At 66.0% G+C, this 15,512-nt stretch carries 14 protein-coding genes; 10 read left to right on the top strand and 4 right to left on the bottom strand.

The annotated features are described in order from the left end of the window. Window positions 1-37 precede the first annotated feature (37 nt). Genes ACY65G_RS24245 through ACY65G_RS24255 form a run of 3 tightly spaced genes read left to right on the top strand, consistent with a single transcriptional unit; the run spans window position 38 to window position 4,344 of the window. The gene (locus ACY65G_RS24245) at window positions 38-1,195 is read left to right on the top strand and encodes an HlyD family secretion protein (RefSeq protein WP_464999854.1); all 1,158 of its coding nucleotides are present in this window, start codon (window positions 38-40) and stop codon (window positions 1,193-1,195) included. Window positions 1,196-1,207: 12 nt separating this feature from the next. Further along, on the top strand, window positions 1,208-2,815 hold the full coding sequence (locus ACY65G_RS24250; protein WP_464999855.1) for a DHA2 family efflux MFS transporter permease subunit: 1,608 nt from the start codon (window positions 1,208-1,210) through the stop codon (window positions 2,813-2,815). A gap of 23 nt (window positions 2,816-2,838) precedes the next feature. Next, on the top strand, window positions 2,839-4,344 hold the full coding sequence (locus ACY65G_RS24255) for an efflux transporter outer membrane subunit (RefSeq protein WP_464999856.1): 1,506 nt from the start codon (window positions 2,839-2,841) through the stop codon (window positions 4,342-4,344). A gap of 2 nt (window positions 4,345-4,346) precedes the next feature. Here ACY65G_RS24255 and ACY65G_RS24260 read toward each other — a convergent pair whose 3' ends face one another. Next, window positions 4,347-5,264, bottom strand: a complete 918-nt coding sequence (locus ACY65G_RS24260) for a LysR family transcriptional regulator (RefSeq protein ID WP_464999857.1) — start codon at window positions 5,262-5,264, stop codon at window positions 4,347-4,349. 98 nt (window positions 5,265-5,362) lie between these two features. On the opposite strand from ACY65G_RS24260, the gene ACY65G_RS24265 reads away from it, so the two are divergent. Together ACY65G_RS24265 and ACY65G_RS24270 are read left to right on the top strand one after the other, a co-directional pair. Further along, the gene (locus ACY65G_RS24265; RefSeq protein ID WP_464999858.1) at window positions 5,363-5,998 is read left to right on the top strand and encodes an NAD(P)H-dependent oxidoreductase; all 636 of its coding nucleotides are present in this window, start codon (window positions 5,363-5,365) and stop codon (window positions 5,996-5,998) included. Window positions 5,999-6,071: 73 nt separating this feature from the next. Further along, on the top strand, window positions 6,072-7,766 hold the full coding sequence (locus ACY65G_RS24270) for a dipeptidyl-peptidase 3 family protein (protein WP_464999859.1): 1,695 nt from the start codon (window positions 6,072-6,074) through the stop codon (window positions 7,764-7,766). A gap of 74 nt (window positions 7,767-7,840) precedes the next feature. Here ACY65G_RS24270 and ACY65G_RS24275 read toward each other — a convergent pair whose 3' ends face one another. Beyond that, the gene (locus ACY65G_RS24275) at window positions 7,841-8,026 is read right to left on the bottom strand and encodes a hypothetical protein (protein WP_464999860.1); all 186 of its coding nucleotides are present in this window, start codon (window positions 8,024-8,026) and stop codon (window positions 7,841-7,843) included. Between ACY65G_RS24275 and ACY65G_RS24280 the strand changes: the two genes are divergently transcribed. Next, complete coding sequence (locus tag ACY65G_RS24280; RefSeq protein WP_464999861.1) at window positions 8,025-8,738, top strand: hypothetical protein; 714 nt, start codon at window positions 8,025-8,027, stop codon at window positions 8,736-8,738. The two genes, ACY65G_RS24275 and ACY65G_RS24280, sit on opposite strands and share 2 nt — an antisense overlap. A 99-nt stretch (window positions 8,739-8,837) precedes the next feature. Further along, on the top strand, window positions 8,838-9,677 hold the full coding sequence (locus ACY65G_RS24285) for a BON domain-containing protein (RefSeq protein WP_464999862.1): 840 nt from the start codon (window positions 8,838-8,840) through the stop codon (window positions 9,675-9,677). Between the two features lie 86 nt (window positions 9,678-9,763). Here ACY65G_RS24285 and ACY65G_RS24290 read toward each other — a convergent pair whose 3' ends face one another. Next, window positions 9,764-10,525, bottom strand: coding sequence for an SDR family NAD(P)-dependent oxidoreductase (locus tag ACY65G_RS24290; protein WP_464999863.1), 762 nt, complete (start codon window positions 10,523-10,525; stop codon window positions 9,764-9,766). Between the two features lie 100 nt (window positions 10,526-10,625). Between ACY65G_RS24290 and ACY65G_RS24295 the strand changes: the two genes are divergently transcribed. Beyond that, complete coding sequence (locus ACY65G_RS24295; protein WP_464999864.1) at window positions 10,626-12,788, top strand: metallophosphoesterase; 2,163 nt, start codon at window positions 10,626-10,628, stop codon at window positions 12,786-12,788. Window positions 12,789-12,892: 104 nt separating this feature from the next. Further along, entirely contained in the window at window positions 12,893-13,759 is an 867-nt protein-coding gene (locus tag ACY65G_RS24300; protein WP_464999865.1) for a PhzF family phenazine biosynthesis protein, read from the top strand. Window positions 13,760-13,843: 84 nt separating this feature from the next. Here ACY65G_RS24300 and ACY65G_RS24305 read toward each other — a convergent pair whose 3' ends face one another. Beyond that, window positions 13,844-14,173 carry a DMT family transporter gene (locus ACY65G_RS24305; RefSeq protein WP_464999866.1) on the bottom strand — a complete coding sequence of 110 codons (330 nt, stop codon included), beginning with the start codon at window positions 14,171-14,173 and terminating at the stop codon, window positions 13,844-13,846. A gap of 178 nt (window positions 14,174-14,351) precedes the next feature. Here ACY65G_RS24305 and ACY65G_RS24310 point away from each other — a divergent pair, with 178 nt between their 5' ends. Continuing rightward, window positions 14,352-15,506 (top strand): L-dopachrome tautomerase-related protein, encoded by a 1,155-nt coding sequence (locus tag ACY65G_RS24310; RefSeq protein ID WP_464999867.1) that lies wholly within the window; start codon window positions 14,352-14,354, stop codon window positions 15,504-15,506. The last annotated feature ends 6 nt before the right edge of the window (window positions 15,507-15,512 follow it).

Genomic DNA, 15,512 nt, shown 5'->3' on the forward strand with positions numbered 1-15,512 from the left:
CTCAACTCATTTCATTTCATTTCTCGGAGCGTTTTCCATGTCCAACCAGGCAGAACAAAAAGTGCTGGGCGCCGAATCGACAGCCACCCCCCAGGCGGCAGCGCCGGCGAAAAAGCCGAACCGCCGCGTGCTGGTCGTGGCCGGCCTGATCGCCGTCGCGGCCATCGCGGGCGGCGGCCGCATGTGGTATCGCAGCGCGCACTTCGTGGAGACGGAAAACGCCTACGTGGCCGGCCACGTGCACCCGGTGTCGTCGCGCATCGCCGGCACCGTCACGAAAGTGCTGATCGACGATAACCAGTACGTGAAGGCGGGCGACGTGATCGCCGAACTGGATCCGTTCGACCAGCGCGTGAAGGTGGAGCAGATCCGCGCCCAGATCGCCAGCGCCGAAACGCAGGTGCTGCAGGCCGATGCCCAGGTCGCCCAGGTGAAGGCCCAGGCCAGCGCCACCGCCGCCCAGGTAAAACAGTCCGAAGCGCTGCTGGTGCGCGCCACGCAGGATGCCGAGCGCTATGGCCAGCTGTACACGAGCCAGATGAAGGCCGTGTCGAAGGCGGAACTCGATGCCGCCAATGCCGGCCGCGCCAGCGCGGTGGCCGACCTGGCGGCCCGCAAGGACAGCGTCAGCGCCGCGAAGGCGCAGATCGCCGCCGCCACGTCCGCGCGCGACGTGCTGAAGGCGCAGATCGACGTGCTGAAAGTGCAATTGAAGGAAGCCGAACAGCAGCTCGCCTACAACACCATCGTCGCGCCGGTCGGCGGCCGTGTCGGCAAGCGCAACATCGAAGTGGGCCAGCGCGTGTCGCCCGGCCAGCAGCTGGCGGCGCTGGTGCAGGACGACGTGTGGGTCACCGCGAACTTCAAGGAAACGCAACTGGCCGACATGCACGTGGGCCAGCCGGTGCACATCAGCGTCGATGCGCTGCCGGGCCGGGAACTCACCGGTCACGTCGACAGCTTCTCGCCCGCCTCGGGCAACCAGTTCGCGCTGCTGCCGGCCGATAACGCCACCGGCAACTTCACGAAGATCGTGCAGCGTGTGCCGGTGAAGATCACGCTGGACGAGAAGGACCGGAAAGCGCTGGCCGGCCGCCTCGTGCCCGGCATGTCGGTGATCGCCGAAGTGGCGATCGGCGACGAAGCGCCGCAGCATGCGCAGGCCGCTTCCCGAGTGCAGCCGCAAGTTCACTAAGCGGCACATCCAATGAGCACGCAAACCCTGACCGGCAGCCCGCCCGGCGCCCTGGCCTATGGCCAGGCCAGCGGCGCGGTGTCCGGCCGCACCTGGATCGCCGTGGCCGCGGGCATGCTGGGCGCGTTCATGGCGGTGCTGGACATCCAGATCACCAATTCGTCGCTGAAGGACATCCTCGGCTCGCTGTCGGCCACGCAGGAAGAGGGTTCGTGGATCTCCACGGCCTATCTGGTGGCCGAGATCATCGTCATTCCGCTGACGGCCCTGCTGACGCGCGTGTTCTCGCTGCGCGGCTACATGATGGGCACCACGGGATTGTTCCTCGTGTTTTCCACGTTGTGCGGCTTTGCCTGGAACCTGGAAAGCATGATCGTGTTCCGCATGGCCCAGGGCTTCACGGGCGGCGCGCTGATCCCGATGGCGATGACGCTGGTGATGACCAAGCTGCCGCCGTCGAAACGCGCGGCCGGCATGGCGCTGTTCGGCCTCACGGCCACGCTGGCGCCGGCCATGGGCCCCACGCTGGGCGGCTACCTTTCCGAGCTGTATGGCTGGCCGTCGATCTTCTACATCAACTGGGTGCCGGGCGTGCTGCTGATGGCGGGCATCGCCTATGGCCTGGACAAGGAAAAATGGCAGCTCGACCAGTTGTGGAACGCCGACTGGCTGGGCATCGCGTTCATGGCGATGGGCCTGGGCTGCCTGACGATCTTCCTGGAAGAAGGCAACAGCAAGGACTGGTTCGATTCCGGCTTCATCGTCGCCTTCGCCGCCATGGCGCTGGTCGGCCTGCTGGGCTGGATCGTGACGAGCGCGATGCGCGAACAGCCGTTCGTCAACCTGGGCCTGTATGGACAGCGCAACTTCCTCGTCGCCACCGTGCTGTCGGCGGTCATGGGCATGGGGTTGTACGGCTCGTCGTTCCTGCTGCCGCTGTTCCTCGGCCAGATCGCCGGCTATTCGCCGATGCAGATCGGCGAAGTGATCATGTGGGTGGGCCTGCCACAGCTGTTCATCATGCCGTTCGTGGCCAAGCTGTCGTCGAAGATCGACAACCGCATCCTGTGCTCGTTCGGCCTGCTGCTGTTCGGCGGCTCGTGCCTGATGAACGCCTACATGGACGCGAGCACGGGCTACGACCAGCTGATGCTGTCGCAGATCATCCGCGCGCTGGGCCAGCCGTTCGTGATGCTGACCCTGTCGAACTTCGCCATGAACGGCATCGCGCCGAAGGACATGCCTTCCGCATCGAGCCTGTTCAACATGACGCGCAACCTGGGCGGCTCGATCGGCATCGCGCTGCTGGCCACCGCGCTGTCGACGCGCGAACACTTCCACTCGGCGCGGCTGGGTGAATCGATCACCAGCTACTCGCTGGCCACGCAGCAGCGGCTGGACCAGATGACGCAGGCCTTCATCGGCCAGGGCTTCGATCCGGTCAACGCGGCGGACAAGGCATTGAAAGCGATCGACGGCATCGTGCGGCGCGAAGCGTTCGTGATGGCCTACAACGACGGCTTCTTCATCGTCGGCGGCATCCTGCTGTCCTGCATCGCCATCCTCTGGCTGTCGGACAATGTGAAATCGCCATCGGGTGCCGGCGGCGGCGGCCACTGAGACAAATACACAAAGGTCACACCATGTTCATCAAGCAAAGCATCACCGTGGCGGTTGCCTCCGCCGTGCTGTTCCTGTCCGGCTGCGCCACCGTCGGCAACGACTTCAAGGCGCCGGCCGGCGTGGCGGACGCGAACTTCCGCCATGCGCCCCGAGCCGTGGATGCCGCGGATGCCGCGGATGCCGCGGCACGCCTGCCGCAAGGTGTTGATGCCGCGGCAAGCCTGCCACGGCAGTGGTGGAGCGTGTTCGGCGACGAGACACTGAACCGGCTCGAGCAGCAGGCGCTGGCCGACAGCCCCACGGTGAAGGCGGCGGCGCAGCGCCTGCTGCAGGCCGAGGCGCAACTGGGCGTCACGCGCGCCGGCGAACGGCCGCAGTTGAACGTGAATGCCGGTGTCTCGAACACGCGCACATCGGCCAACACGGCGCAGGGCATCGCGCTGGGCCGCCGCGCCGTCGCCGGCAACAACTATTCGATCGGCTCGTCGTTCTCGTACGAACTCGACTTGCTGGGCCGCGTGCGCCGCGCCGTGGAAGCAGCCGATGCGCAGGCACTGGCCGCACAGGCCGACCGCGATGGCGTGATGCTGATGCTGACGTCGCAGGTCGCAACGACTTACTGGCAACTGCGCGGGCTCGACGCGGAAATCGGCATCCTGCGCGGCGCACTCGATACGCGCCGCGAAACCGAGGAACTGGTGAACGCGCGCTTCGATGCCGGCCTGTCGAACGAACTCGACACGTCGCGCGCGAAGATCGAACGCGCCAATGCCGAAGCCGACCTGGAAGAAGCGCAGCGCCAGCGCAACGCGCTGGAACATGGCCTGGCCGTGCTGCTGGGCGCATCGCCGTCGTCGACCGTGCTGGAGACGGCAAGTGCCGGCCTGCCGCGGCCGCCGGCGATCCCCGTCGGCCTGCCGGCCAGCCTGCTGGCGCAGCGGCCGGACCTGGCGCAAAGCGTGGCCACGCTGAAGGCGGCCAATGCGAATATCGGCGTGGCCGAGGGCGCGCTGTATCCCACGCTGAGCCTCACGGGCAATTTCGGCTTCGCGTCCGAGAGCCTGTCCGAGATCGCCAAGGGCGGCTCGCGCCAGTTCAGCTTCGGCCCGCTGGCGCTGTCGCTGCCGGTCCTCGATGGCGGCCGCAACAAGGCCAACCTGGCCGCGGCGCAGGCGCGCTATGACGAAGCCGTGGCGAACCACCAGGACCGGCTGCTGACGGCATTGCGCGAAGTGGAAGATGCGCTGTCCGACGTGCAGCAGCGCGAGCGGCAGGGCAAGGCGCAGGCGGTATCGCGCGAAGCGGCCGGCCGCGCCTACCTGGTGGCAAGGGCCCGCTACGAGCGCGGCCTGTCCACCTACCTCGACGTGACGGATGCGCAGCGCAGCGCCCTGGCGGCCGATCGGGCCGCCGCGCAGATCGACACGCAGCGGCTGCTGGCCGCCGTGTCGGTGGCCCGCGCACTGGGTGCCGGCTGGCAGCCCGAAGGCAGGCTGGGGCAGCTGGCACAGGCGCCGGGGCAGTAAGCTCACGTGCGCTGCGCGGTTTCCTCGGCCAGCATCTCGATCAATGCCCGCGCGGCAGGCGAGAGGCCGCGGTGCGGCGCATAGACGAGAGAGAAGGCGCGCATGCGCCCGGACAGCGCTGGCAGCACCGGCACGAGCCGGCCCGCCGCAATGGCTTCGGTGGCCATCAGCGCCGCGCAGATCGTGATGCCCAGGCCCTGCGCGGCCAGCGTGACGACGCCCATCACGTCGTCGGACACGGTGATGGCAGGCGTGGGCGGCCAGTCCACATCCTTGCCGTCGACACGCAGCATCCACGGGATCACGCGCCCCGTGCTGGGGCGCACGAAGGCGATGCAGCGCTGGCGCCGCAGGTCGTCGAACGTGTCGAGCGGCCCGGCGGTGCGCACATAGCCGGGCGAGGCCACGAGGATCATCGCCCCGTCCTCGAGCTTGCGGGCGACCATGCTGCTGTCCGGCAGCGGGCCGGAGCGGATCGCCATGTCGTAGCCTTCGGCCGCCAGGTCCACGTTGCGGTTCGTGATGTTCAGTTCCACATGCACGCGCGGATGGCGCTGCGCGAACGTGGCCAGCATGGGCGCCAGCCGGCAGTGGGCATAGCTGGTGGGCACGCTGAGGCGCACGCGGCCCGCCAGTTCCTCGTGCGGCGCGCTGCCGCTGATGGCCTGCTCGGCTTTCTCGACCAGCGCGAAAGCCTGCCGCGCCTCGTCCACATAGATGCGGCCGGCGTCCGTCAGCCCCTGGCTGCGTGTCGTGCGGCGCAGCAGTTGCGTGCCGAGCCGCGCTTCCAGGCGGGCGATTGCGCGGCTGAGCACCGAGGGCGTCGTGCCGAGGACGACGGCGGCATTCGTCAGCGAACCTTCGTCGACGACGCGCAGCAATGCCTCCACGTCGGCCAGGTGATCGAAACGGCGCGCCATTTTAGCCTTTCAAGAACAGATGATTTGTCGAAGGGCCAGTTTATCGGCGCTTCGGCGAAAAATACAATGGCTTCATTCACCCACAAAGGAAATTAACCATGCCATTACTGGAAAAACTGCAGTGGCGCTACGCCACCAAGAAAATGGACCCAAGCCGTCCGGTGCCGGCGGACAAGGTCGAGCGCATCATCGAGGCGGCCCGCCTGGCGCCCACGTCCAGCGGCCTGCAGCCGTATGAAATCCTGCTGGTGACGAATCCGGCCATCCGCAAGCGCATCGCCGAGGTGGCGTGGAACCAGCAGCAGGTCGTCGACGGTTCGCACCTGCTCGTGTTCGCCGCATGGGACGACTACACGCCCGAGCGCATCAACCAGATGTTCGACTACACGAACGAAGTGCGCGGTTTCCGCAACGAAGGCTGGGAAGCCTACCGCCAGCAGCTGCTCGCCACATACCCGCAGCGCGGCGCCGAGGTGAACTTCAGCCATACCGCCCGGCAGGCCTTCCTGGGCCTGGGCGCGGCGCTGATCGCGGCCGCGTTCGAGGAAGTGGACAGCGTGCCGATGGAAGGCTTCGATCCGGCCGCCGTGGACGACATCCTCGGCTTGCATGCACGTGGCCTGAAGAGCGTGGCGATGCTGCCGCTGGGGTATCGCGCCGAGGATGGCGACTGGCTCGTGAACCTGCCGAAAGTGCGCCGGCCGCGCGAGCAGTTCGTTACCGAAGTCGAATAAGTCCCTTGCCGGCCGGCCCGGTATCACGGGACGCGGGCATACAATGGGCGCTTCATTCCAAAGAGGTATGCCCATGAAGAATCTCCTGCTCCCGATGGTACTGGCCGTGTCGGCCGCGACGGCGATGGCGGCGCCGCCCGGCGTGGCCGAATTGAACCGGATGACGCAGCGGTTCGCGCCCGTCGAGCTGAAGGCCGACACGTCGAAGCTGTCGGCCGGCGACCGCAAGGCGATCGCGAAGCTGATCGAGGCGGCGCAGGTCATCGACACGCTGCAGCTGCGCCAGCGCTGGGTGCACAACGAGGCGCTGTGGGCCGCGCTGAAAAAGGACACGACGCCGCTCGGCAAGGCGCGTGCCGATTACTTCTGGCTGAACAAGGGGCCATGGTCGAACCTGGACGGCAACGCCTCGTTCCTGCCCGCGCACATCGGTGGCGTCGCGATCCCCCCCAAAAAGCCGGAAGGCGCGAATTTCTATCCCGCCGGCGCCACGAAGCAATCGCTCGAACAGTGGATGAACGGCTTGCCACCGGCCGACAGGCAGCAGGCCCAGTGGTTTTTCACGACGATCCGCGCCGGCAAGGACGGCAAGTTCCGCACGGTGAAATATGCCGACGAATACAGGCCCGAACTCGCGAAGCTGGCGGCGCTGCTGAGGGATGCGGCGGCCGCCACCGATAACGCATCGCTGAAAAAATTCCTCACCCTGCGGGCGGACGCGTTCCTGTCGAACGACTATCTACCGTCCGACCTCGCGTGGATGGACCTCGATTCGGCGGTGGACGTGACGATCGGCCCCTACGAAACCTATAACGACGAGCTGTTCGGCTACAAGGCCGCGTTCGAAGCCTATGTCAGCATCCGCGACGAGGCCGAAACGGCAAAGCTGGATTTCTTTGCAAAGCACATGCAGGAAATCGAGGACAGCCTGCCGCTCGATCCGCAATACCGCAACCCCAAAGTGGGCGCGGTGGCACCGATGGTCGTCGTCAACCAGGTGTTCGGCGCCGGCGACGGCAACATGGGCGTGCAGACGGCCGCCTACAACCTGCCGAACGACGAGCGCATCATCAGCCAGCGCGGTTCCAAGCGGGTGATGCTCAAGAACGTGCAGGAAGCAAAGTTCAAGGCCACGCTCACGCCGATCGCGCGGATCGTGCTGCGGCCGCAGGACCAGCAGGACCTGGACTTCGATTCCTTCTTCACGCACATCCTGGCGCACGAAATCACGCACGGCCTGGGCCCCCACAGCACGCAGGGCGGCAAGTCGACGCCGCGCCAGGACCTGAAGGACACGTACTCGACGATCGAGGAAGCCAAGGCCGACGTTACGGGCCTGTACGCGCTGGCGACCATGATGGAGAAGGACCAGCTGAAAAGCATACTGGGGCAGGGGGAAGCGGCCGAACGCAGGCTGTACACGACGTTCCTGGCATCGGCTTTCCGCACGCTGCATTTCGGCCTCTCCAGCTCGCATGCGCGCGGCATGGCGATCCAGGTCAACTACCTGCTGGACAAGGGCGGCTTCGTCGCCCATGCCGACGGCACGTTCTCCGTGGACTTCGCGAAGATCCGCCAGGCCGTCACCGATCTCGACCGGGAATTCCTGACGGTCGAAGCCACCGGCGACTATACCCGCGCCAAAGACATGATGGCGAAGTACGTCGTGATCCGGCCTGAAATCGCCCGCGCGCTGGACCGGATGAAGTCGATTCCGAACGATATCCGCCCGGCGTTTCCGACGGCCGCGGCACTGCTAGCGAATTAAATCCCCATGGCAGGCCGCGTGGCCTGCCAATCCCCGCGCTGTCTGTCGCGCATTCTGCATGCTTTTGCGATATCTCAACCTCGACGCATGGCAATTAAATATTGCCGGCTGTAAAGACCGATACTTCTTGACGCAAGGGCCATTGCGCTTCCTGCAAACTTGTAAATTTCGGTAAGGAAATATTTTGTAACAGCCTCGATTTCCCGGTAACAAATTTCCGTACGGCATGTATAGTAATTCTTCCCGATGGAGAAATTCATGCCGACGTTTTCCTTTATCCCTGCCCGCGCTGCCACCGCCGCACTGCTGTTTTCGCTGTCCGCGACCTCCGCTTTTGCCGCCCAGCTCACCACACTGGAAACCCGCTGGCTTGCCGCGGCGGCTCCCGTGCTCGACTATGCAAAGTCGCTGAACCTGCCGATCGATATCATCGTGCAGCCGAAGGCTGGCCCGAACGACGTGCCGCTGGCCATGGGATACGCCGACGGGCGCTGCAAGCTGGTGCTGTCGATGCGCGGCAACCCGAACGCGGAGACGATCCTTGCCGGCGTGGCCGATGAACGGCGTGACGTGCTGATCGAGGCAATGGCTGCCCATGAGGTAGGCCATTGCTGGCGTATCGCGCAGGGCCGCTGGCATGCGCTGCCGGCCGGGTTTACCGAGGCAGGGCACGAAACCGCCGCCACGCCGGAGTTGCTGGAGATGTCGAAACAGATGCGTGAAACGCGCCGCGAGGAAGGGTTTTCCGACCTGGTAGCCCTGGCATGGACGCAGCACCGCCATCCGGCCCAGTATGGCCACGTGGTTGGCTGGATGCGCAAGGTGCGTGACGACCAGCCGGCCAGCCATGGCTCGCACGATACCCGGGCCTGGCTTCAGCTGGCGCCGCATGGCGGCGTATTTGCCGCCGGCGCCGGCCCGTTCGAGCAAGCCTCGACATTGTGGAGCAAGGGCTTGCTCATGCCTGAGTAACAAAAGGACAACAAGTTCCAGTCTGTGTACGGCTGCGCACAGAAGGATGGGCTGCGGTAGCGTTTAATCGTCCCTGCCAACCATCCTAAGGGGACTACCATGAAAAAAGCCGCATTCATCACGCTGGCACTGGTCAGCGCATTCGCCACCGCCCAGACCGCGAACAACTCGGCCTACCAGGCAGCGCACGACAAAGCCGAAGCCAACTACAAGGCCGCCAAGGACCGCTGCGAAAAGCTGAAGGATAACGCCCAGGACGTGTGCGAAGAAGAAGCCAAGGTCGCCCAGGCCCAGGCTGAACGCGACGCCGTGGCCAAGCACAAGAACACCGGCAACGAACTGGCCCGCGCCGATCGCAAGCTGGCCGAAGCCAAGTTCGAACTGGCACAGGAAAAATGCGACGACCTGAGTGGCAACGCCAAGGATTCCTGCCAGGCCCAGGCACGTTCGATGAAGGCCAACATGGCGTCGACGATGGCCGGCGATGGCCGCACCGCCGTGCTGGTCGATAACGGCACGGGTGCCGCCGTGGCCGGTACCGCTGCCGACGTGCGCGATCGTACCGCCGCCGCCGCCGACCGCGCGGGCGACCGTACCGCCGCCGCGATGGACCGTGCCGGCGACCGCACCGCCGCCGCCACCGCGAATGCGCGCGAAAAGGCTTCCGACATGGCACAGTCGGCGAAAGAGAAGACCGCCGACGCCACGGGCACCGCAAAGGCTGCGATGTCCGACACGATGATCACGGCCAAAGTCAAAGCCGACATGGCTGCCGACAATACCGTGAAGGCAATGGACGTGCACGTGGAAACCCAGAAAGGCGTAGTGATGCTGAGCGGCTTCGTGCCATCGAAGGCCGAGGCTGACCGCGCTGTCGAGCTGGCCAAGGGCGTGCAGGGCGTGACGGACGTGAAGAGCTCGATCCAGGTCAAGAAATAAGCTCAACCAGCTGATTCCAGCATCTCCGGTCTGGCCCGCCTTTTCAGGCGGGCCTTTTTTCAGCCTTTTTCGGACCTTCCGGGTGCCTATCGCGCGGTATAGCCGCCATCCACCGCATAAAAGCCGCCGGTGCAGAAGGATGCCCGCTCCGACAGCAGGAATGCGATGAACTCGGCTACTTCCTCCCGGGTGGCCAGGCGTTGCAGCGGATGCGATGCGGCCATGGCATCGAGTGCTTCACCAGGCGATTCCAGCATGCGCGGCGTGGCCACGTAACCGGGTCCGATGGCGTTGATGCGCACGTTCTTGTCCGCGTATTCGAGCGCCGCTGCCCGCGTCAATCCCAGCACGCCGTGTTTCGCGGCCGTGTAGGCGGCGATCCCGGCCACGCCGACGATGCCGTTGGCGGACGACAGGTTGACCACCGCGCCGCCACCGGCCGCGACGATGGCCGGCAACTCCGCCTTCAGGCTGATAAAGATACCCGTCAGGTCGGTGCCAATGACCGTGTTCCAGGTATCCAGCGACAGTGCTTCGAGCGGCGTATCGTGGGGCCCCGTCAATCCAGCGTTGTTAACGGCCAGGTGGAGCGCGCCGAACGTGTCGACGGTGCGGCGCACCGCCTGCCGCATCGCCCCTTCGTCGCGCACGTCCGCCTCGATGGCCAGCACCCGCTCGCCGTCCGGATCGAGTTCGCGGCGCAGCCGCTCCAGGGTGGCGCCGTCATGCCCGGTTACCGTGACCCAGGCGCCGCCATCGAAAAGCCGTCGTGCGACCTGCTCGCCGATGCCTGTCGCCGCGCCCGTCACCAGCGCGGCACGGCCGGAAAATTCGGTCGATGAATCCATGGAAGCCTCCTTCGATAAAGCTTGCAAGAGGAGAGGAACTGTCATGATGCCGTCAAATTGCGATGGGATCATGGCCGCCTTTATCCGACCGGAGTATTGCATGCAACCTCGCGCGTACGGCGCCATCCTGGCGCTGGCACTGCTGTCCGCCTGCGGCAGCGACAACGACCACGGCACCCCCGCCAGCCCGCCGCAAACTGCGCCGGGAACGCCTGACGCGCCGGCGGCGCCGGCCGCCACGCCTGCGGTGGCATTCATGACCGACGTGCACTTCGAGAACGTGTACGGCGACTTCAAGAGCAGCCAGTTCGCCGGCATCCCGACCAAGGATGGCAGGAATGCGACGATCCGCACGATGTACGCGCAGCTCACGTCCACCCGCCTGTTCAACGAAAACTACTTTGCGTTCCGCGCCGCGCTGGACGACGCCTATGCGAAGGGTATCCGCCACGTGGCGCTGCCGGGCGATTATTCGGACGACGCGCAGCCGATCAACATCGACGGCATTGCCGGGATCCTGGAGGAATACCAGGCGAAGGGCATGCGCTTCTTCCTGGCGCCGGGCAACCACGACCCGAACGAACCGCACGACGACAACGAGGCGGGCAAGAGCGACTTCCTGACAAAGGAAGGCAAGGAACAGAAGGTGTACGCCACCGGCAATGCGGCGTGCAAGGCCAGGGATCCGGCGGTGGTCTGCACCGACCAGCTGATGGAGCAGGGCTACGAGAAACTGCTGGCCAAACTGGGCGGACACGGCTTCATGCCGAACCGCGCCGACGTGTACTGGGAAACGCCGTTCAGCAAGTACGGCGGCGCGTACACGTATGAGCAGGCAAGCGCGCAGGCGGCACTGGCGAACCGCAACTTCGAGATCTGCGCCGAGGGCACGGGCGGCGCATACAAGGCAGCGGGCGAGACCAGGCTGGGTCGCCCATACACGAAGTGCACCAGCATCGTCGACGCCAGCTACCTGGTGGAACCGGTGAAGGGCCTGTGGCTGCTGGCGATCGATGCCAACGTGTTCGTTCCGAACGGGAACTTCGATCCGGCCAACCCGAAGAACTTCAAGGGCTTCGATGGCGCGGGCAACGCCGGCTGGAACAAGGTGCTCACGCACAAGCAGCACCTGATGGAATGGATCAGGTCCGTCAACGAGCGGGCGAAGGCGCAGGGCAAGCAGCTGATGGCGTTCTCGCACTATCCCACGATGGATTTCTACGCCAACCAGACGGGCGCGATGAAAGCCGTATTCAAGCCGGGCGCTTTCCAGACCGCGCGCGTACCCGAAGCGGCCACCACGGCCGCCGTGGCCGCCACCGGCATCCCGCTGCACGTGGGTGGCCACATGCATTTCAACGGCACCAACGACCATGCGGATGCGAACGGCAATTTCCTCGTCAACGTGCAGTCGCCGTCGCTGGCCGTGTATGGCGCGTCGTACAAGATCGTGGCGTACAAGGACAAGGACACGATCGACGTGCAGACGGTGCCGCTGAACGCGGTACCGCGCTTCAACGAGCTGTTCCCGTATTACCAGGTCGAATACGACTACCTGCAGGGCAGTGCCGATGCGGCGAAGCGCTGGAACCGCGCCGTGCTCGACACGCAGTCGTACGGCGAGTTCACGCGCTACTACTTCGGCGAGCTGTCCCGCCTGCGCTTCATGGACGAATACTGGCCCTGCGAAATGAAGGAAGCGGCGATGAACCTCGATGGCCGCCAGATGCTGGTCCTGTCGCAATTGCGGACGAAGGTCACGCTGGCCCAGCTGAAGGACGTGCCGGGCGTGCTGCCGCTGACCGCGGGCTGCGCCGCGAAGGGAACGGCCGGCACCGATGCGGTGGCTGCCAGCCAGCTCGCCGCCGACTGGGCTGAAGCCACGGCGAAGGCCGACCGGCTTGCCGGCGCCGCCGGCCTCACGCTGGCCAGTTTCGCGAAGATCACCCCCTATGAATTTTATGGCGACTTCCACCGCACCGTGTATGCCGGCGAACTGGCACTGCGCGACATGGGCCAGGAGCGCGTGAACCAGTACAAGGTGCTGATGGGCGCTTTCCCTGCTACGCCGGCGGCGATCGCGATGAGCGGCAGCCAGGTGTCCGACCAGAACCCCGTGCACGTGGCGTTCCAGAACCAGTTCAAGCAGGTCTTCGGCATCTTCAAGGGCCTGGGTTCGGCCAAGCCGAGCGGGCACTTCACGATCGATTTGAGAGGCAGGAAAGTAACCAACGCGGAGAGCGGCGCGCTGAGTTTTAACTGAGTTCAACTGAGCTTCAATGGATCCCTCAATCGGCCTTCAACCGGCCGTCAACCGGCCTTCAACCGGAAAACGGCGGGTATACTGGCCGCCCAGGAGGATGGCCAATGATCGATGAAGTGAAACGGGTGGCGGCATTCTGCGCCGGCGATGGAAAAGACAGCCGCGGCGGCAACCCGGCCGGCGTATGGACAGGCATGGCGCTGCCCACGGAAGCGGACATGCAGCGGATCGCCGCCGCGGTCGGGTATTCGGAGACCGTGTTCGCGGCGCCCGATGGCGAAGGCGCGGCGGCAGAGTGGCGGGTGCGCTATTTCTCGCCCGAATCCGAGGTGCCGTTCTGCGGCCACGCAACGATCGCACTCGGCGCCGTGCTGGCACTCGAACATGGTCCGGGCACGTTCGCGCTCCGGACCAATCATGCGCCCGTCACCGTGGAAGCCAGGGTGGAAGGTGGTGCGCTCGCCGCCAGCCTCGTTTCCCCGCCTGCCACCGGTACCCCGGCCCCAAGGGCGATCGTCGCCGAAGCGCTGGCCTTGTTCGGCTACACCGATGCCGACCTTGACGAGCGCATTGCGCCGGCGCTGGCGAACGGCGGCGCGGGCCACCTGATCCTGGCATTGAAAACGCGCGCGGCACTGGCCGCGATGCGCTATGACCTCGCCGCGGGCCGCACGCTGATGCGGCGCGAAGGCTGGGCGACGATCGCGCTGGTGCATGCCGAAACGCCGCGCCGCTTCCACGCCCGCAATCCGTTTGCTTCCGGCGGCGTCTACGAGGATCCGGCAACCGGTGCGGCCGCCGCCGCGCTGGCCGGCTACCTGCGCGACAGCGGCTGGCCCGAACCGGCCATCGACATCGCGCAGGGAGAGGACATGGGCGTGCCATGCCACCTGCGTGCGCAGGCATTGCCGGGGCAGGGGAGCGCAGTGCGCGTCTCCGGCCTGGCACGGCTGATCGGGGCGGACGCCTGATGCGCGCCACGCAACTGTTGCTGGCGGGTGCGCTGCTCGCCGCCGGCGCCGCGGTCCATGCGGCGCCGGCCTCGGGCGCGATGGTCAGTGCGACGTCGAGTTCGAGAACAGCTGCATGACGAGCACGCCGGCGACGATCAGGCCGATCCCGACCAGTGCCGGCAGGTCGAGCCGCTGCTTGTACAGGACGTAGCCGGCCAGCGTGATCAGCACGATGCCGGCGCCGGACCAGATCGCGTACACGACGCCCATCGGGATCGTGCGCAGCGTCAGCGACAGCAGGTAGAACGCGATGCCGTAGCCGGCCACCACGAGCACGGAAGGCAGCGGTCGCGTAAAGCCTTCGGAAGCCTTCAGCGCGGAGGTGGCGATCACTTCGGCCACGATGGCGATGGCGAGGTACAACCAGTTCATTGCATGTCCTTGCAAGGGAAAACCGCACTGTAGCACCCCGTTCCGCTACCTTGCCGCAACATGCAACCCGTATGGCATCATCGCGCGCATCGCGGTGCGGGAACTTTCCCCCGTGCCCCGAAGTTTCCCGCAGTTTCCCCGCAGTTTCCGAAACGATCCTGTCACGAAAGGAAATCAGATGCCATCCCGCTTGCCGCTTTTCCGCCTGTCCCGCCTGTACATTACCCTCTTCGCCGCCGCCCTGATGGCCAGCGGCACGTCCGCCATCGCCCAGACCGCGCCGCTTCAAAAAGGTTTTACGCTGGAAAAAGTGGCCGACTTCGGCCACCAGGTCACCGGCGTGACCGTGGCCGAGGATGGCCGCATCTTCGTCAACTTCCCGCGCTGGACCGAGGATTCGCCCATCTCCGTAGCCGAGGTGCGCGATGGCGCGACCGTGCCGTTCCCGAACGAGCAGTGGAATGCGTGGCGCAATGCGCGCAAGGATGAACTGTCGCCCGGCGAGCACTGGGTGTGCGTGCAGAGCGTGGTGGCCGACAAGGCGGGCAATGTATGGGTGCTGGATCCCGCCGCGCCGGCCCAGGGGCCGATCGTGCCGGGCGGGCCGAAGCTGGTGCGCGTGAGCCTGGCGTCGAGCGCGGTGCTGCAGAACATCCGTTTCGACGAAAGCGTGGCCACGCAGGGTTCCTACCTGAACGACGTGCGCTTCTCGCCGGATGGCAAGTGGGCGTACATCACCGATTCCGGCGTGCGCGGCGCCATCGTGCTGGTGGACCTGGGCACGGGCGAAGCAAAGCGGCTGCTGGACGGCCATCCTTCCACGCAGCCGAAGAAGGGCCTGGTGGTGACGGCCGACGGCAAGCCGCTGCGCCGGCCGGACGGCAAGGGCATCGAATTCGCCGCCGACGGCATCGCGCTGTCGCCGGATGGCCAGTACCTGTACTGGCAGGCGATCAAGGGCGATACGCTGTACCGCATCGCCACCAGCGTGCTGGTCGAGGAGGGCTGGCGCGGCGACGATATCGGCGGCAAGGTGGAAACGGTGGGGCGCAACGGCGTGGCGGACGGGTTGCTGATCGACCGCGGCGGGAAGCACATGTACATCACGTCGCCCGAGGACGACTCGGTCAAGGTACGCAACCTGCAGCTGCCCGGCAGCGAGCCGCGGCTGGTGATCCGCGACCCGCGCCTGCGCTGGCCCGACACGTTCAGCCAGGGCCCGGACGGCACCGTGTACGTGACCACGTCGCGCATCCAGGATTCCGCGTTCTTCAAGCCCGGTGCGCCGATCGCGTTGCCCACGTCGCTTTGGCGGCTGAAGAACGGAAAATAAGGGCGA

The organism is Pseudoduganella sp. jia 12, assembly GCF_055502675.1.

Bases quoted from the DNA above. Each gene is read 5' to 3' on its own strand.
- ACY65G_RS24245 (WP_464999854.1), top strand. From the start codon at position 38: ATGTCCAACCAGGCAGAACAAAAAGTGCTGGGCGCCGAATCGACAGCC.
- ACY65G_RS24250 (WP_464999855.1), top strand. From the start codon at position 1,208: ATGAGCACGCAAACCCTGACCGGCAGCCCGCCCGGCGCCCTGGCCTAT.
- ACY65G_RS24255 (WP_464999856.1), top strand. From the start codon at position 2,839: ATGTTCATCAAGCAAAGCATCACCGTGGCGGTTGCCTCCGCCGTGCTG.
- ACY65G_RS24260 (WP_464999857.1), bottom strand. From the start codon at position 5,264: ATGGCGCGCCGTTTCGATCACCTGGCCGACGTGGAGGCATTGCTGCGC.
- ACY65G_RS24265 (WP_464999858.1), top strand. From the start codon at position 5,363: ATGCCATTACTGGAAAAACTGCAGTGGCGCTACGCCACCAAGAAAATG.
- ACY65G_RS24270 (WP_464999859.1), top strand. From the start codon at position 6,072: ATGAAGAATCTCCTGCTCCCGATGGTACTGGCCGTGTCGGCCGCGACG.
- ACY65G_RS24280 (WP_464999861.1), top strand. From the start codon at position 8,025: ATGCCGACGTTTTCCTTTATCCCTGCCCGCGCTGCCACCGCCGCACTG.
- ACY65G_RS24275 (WP_464999860.1), bottom strand. From the start codon at position 8,026: ATGAATTTCTCCATCGGGAAGAATTACTATACATGCCGTACGGAAATT.
- ACY65G_RS24285 (WP_464999862.1), top strand. From the start codon at position 8,838: ATGAAAAAAGCCGCATTCATCACGCTGGCACTGGTCAGCGCATTCGCC.
- ACY65G_RS24290 (WP_464999863.1), bottom strand. From the start codon at position 10,525: ATGGATTCATCGACCGAATTTTCCGGCCGTGCCGCGCTGGTGACGGGC.
- ACY65G_RS24295 (WP_464999864.1), top strand. From the start codon at position 10,626: ATGCAACCTCGCGCGTACGGCGCCATCCTGGCGCTGGCACTGCTGTCC.
- ACY65G_RS24300 (WP_464999865.1), top strand. From the start codon at position 12,893: ATGATCGATGAAGTGAAACGGGTGGCGGCATTCTGCGCCGGCGATGGA.
- ACY65G_RS24305 (WP_464999866.1), bottom strand. From the start codon at position 14,173: ATGAACTGGTTGTACCTCGCCATCGCCATCGTGGCCGAAGTGATCGCC.
- ACY65G_RS24310 (WP_464999867.1), top strand. From the start codon at position 14,352: ATGCCATCCCGCTTGCCGCTTTTCCGCCTGTCCCGCCTGTACATTACC.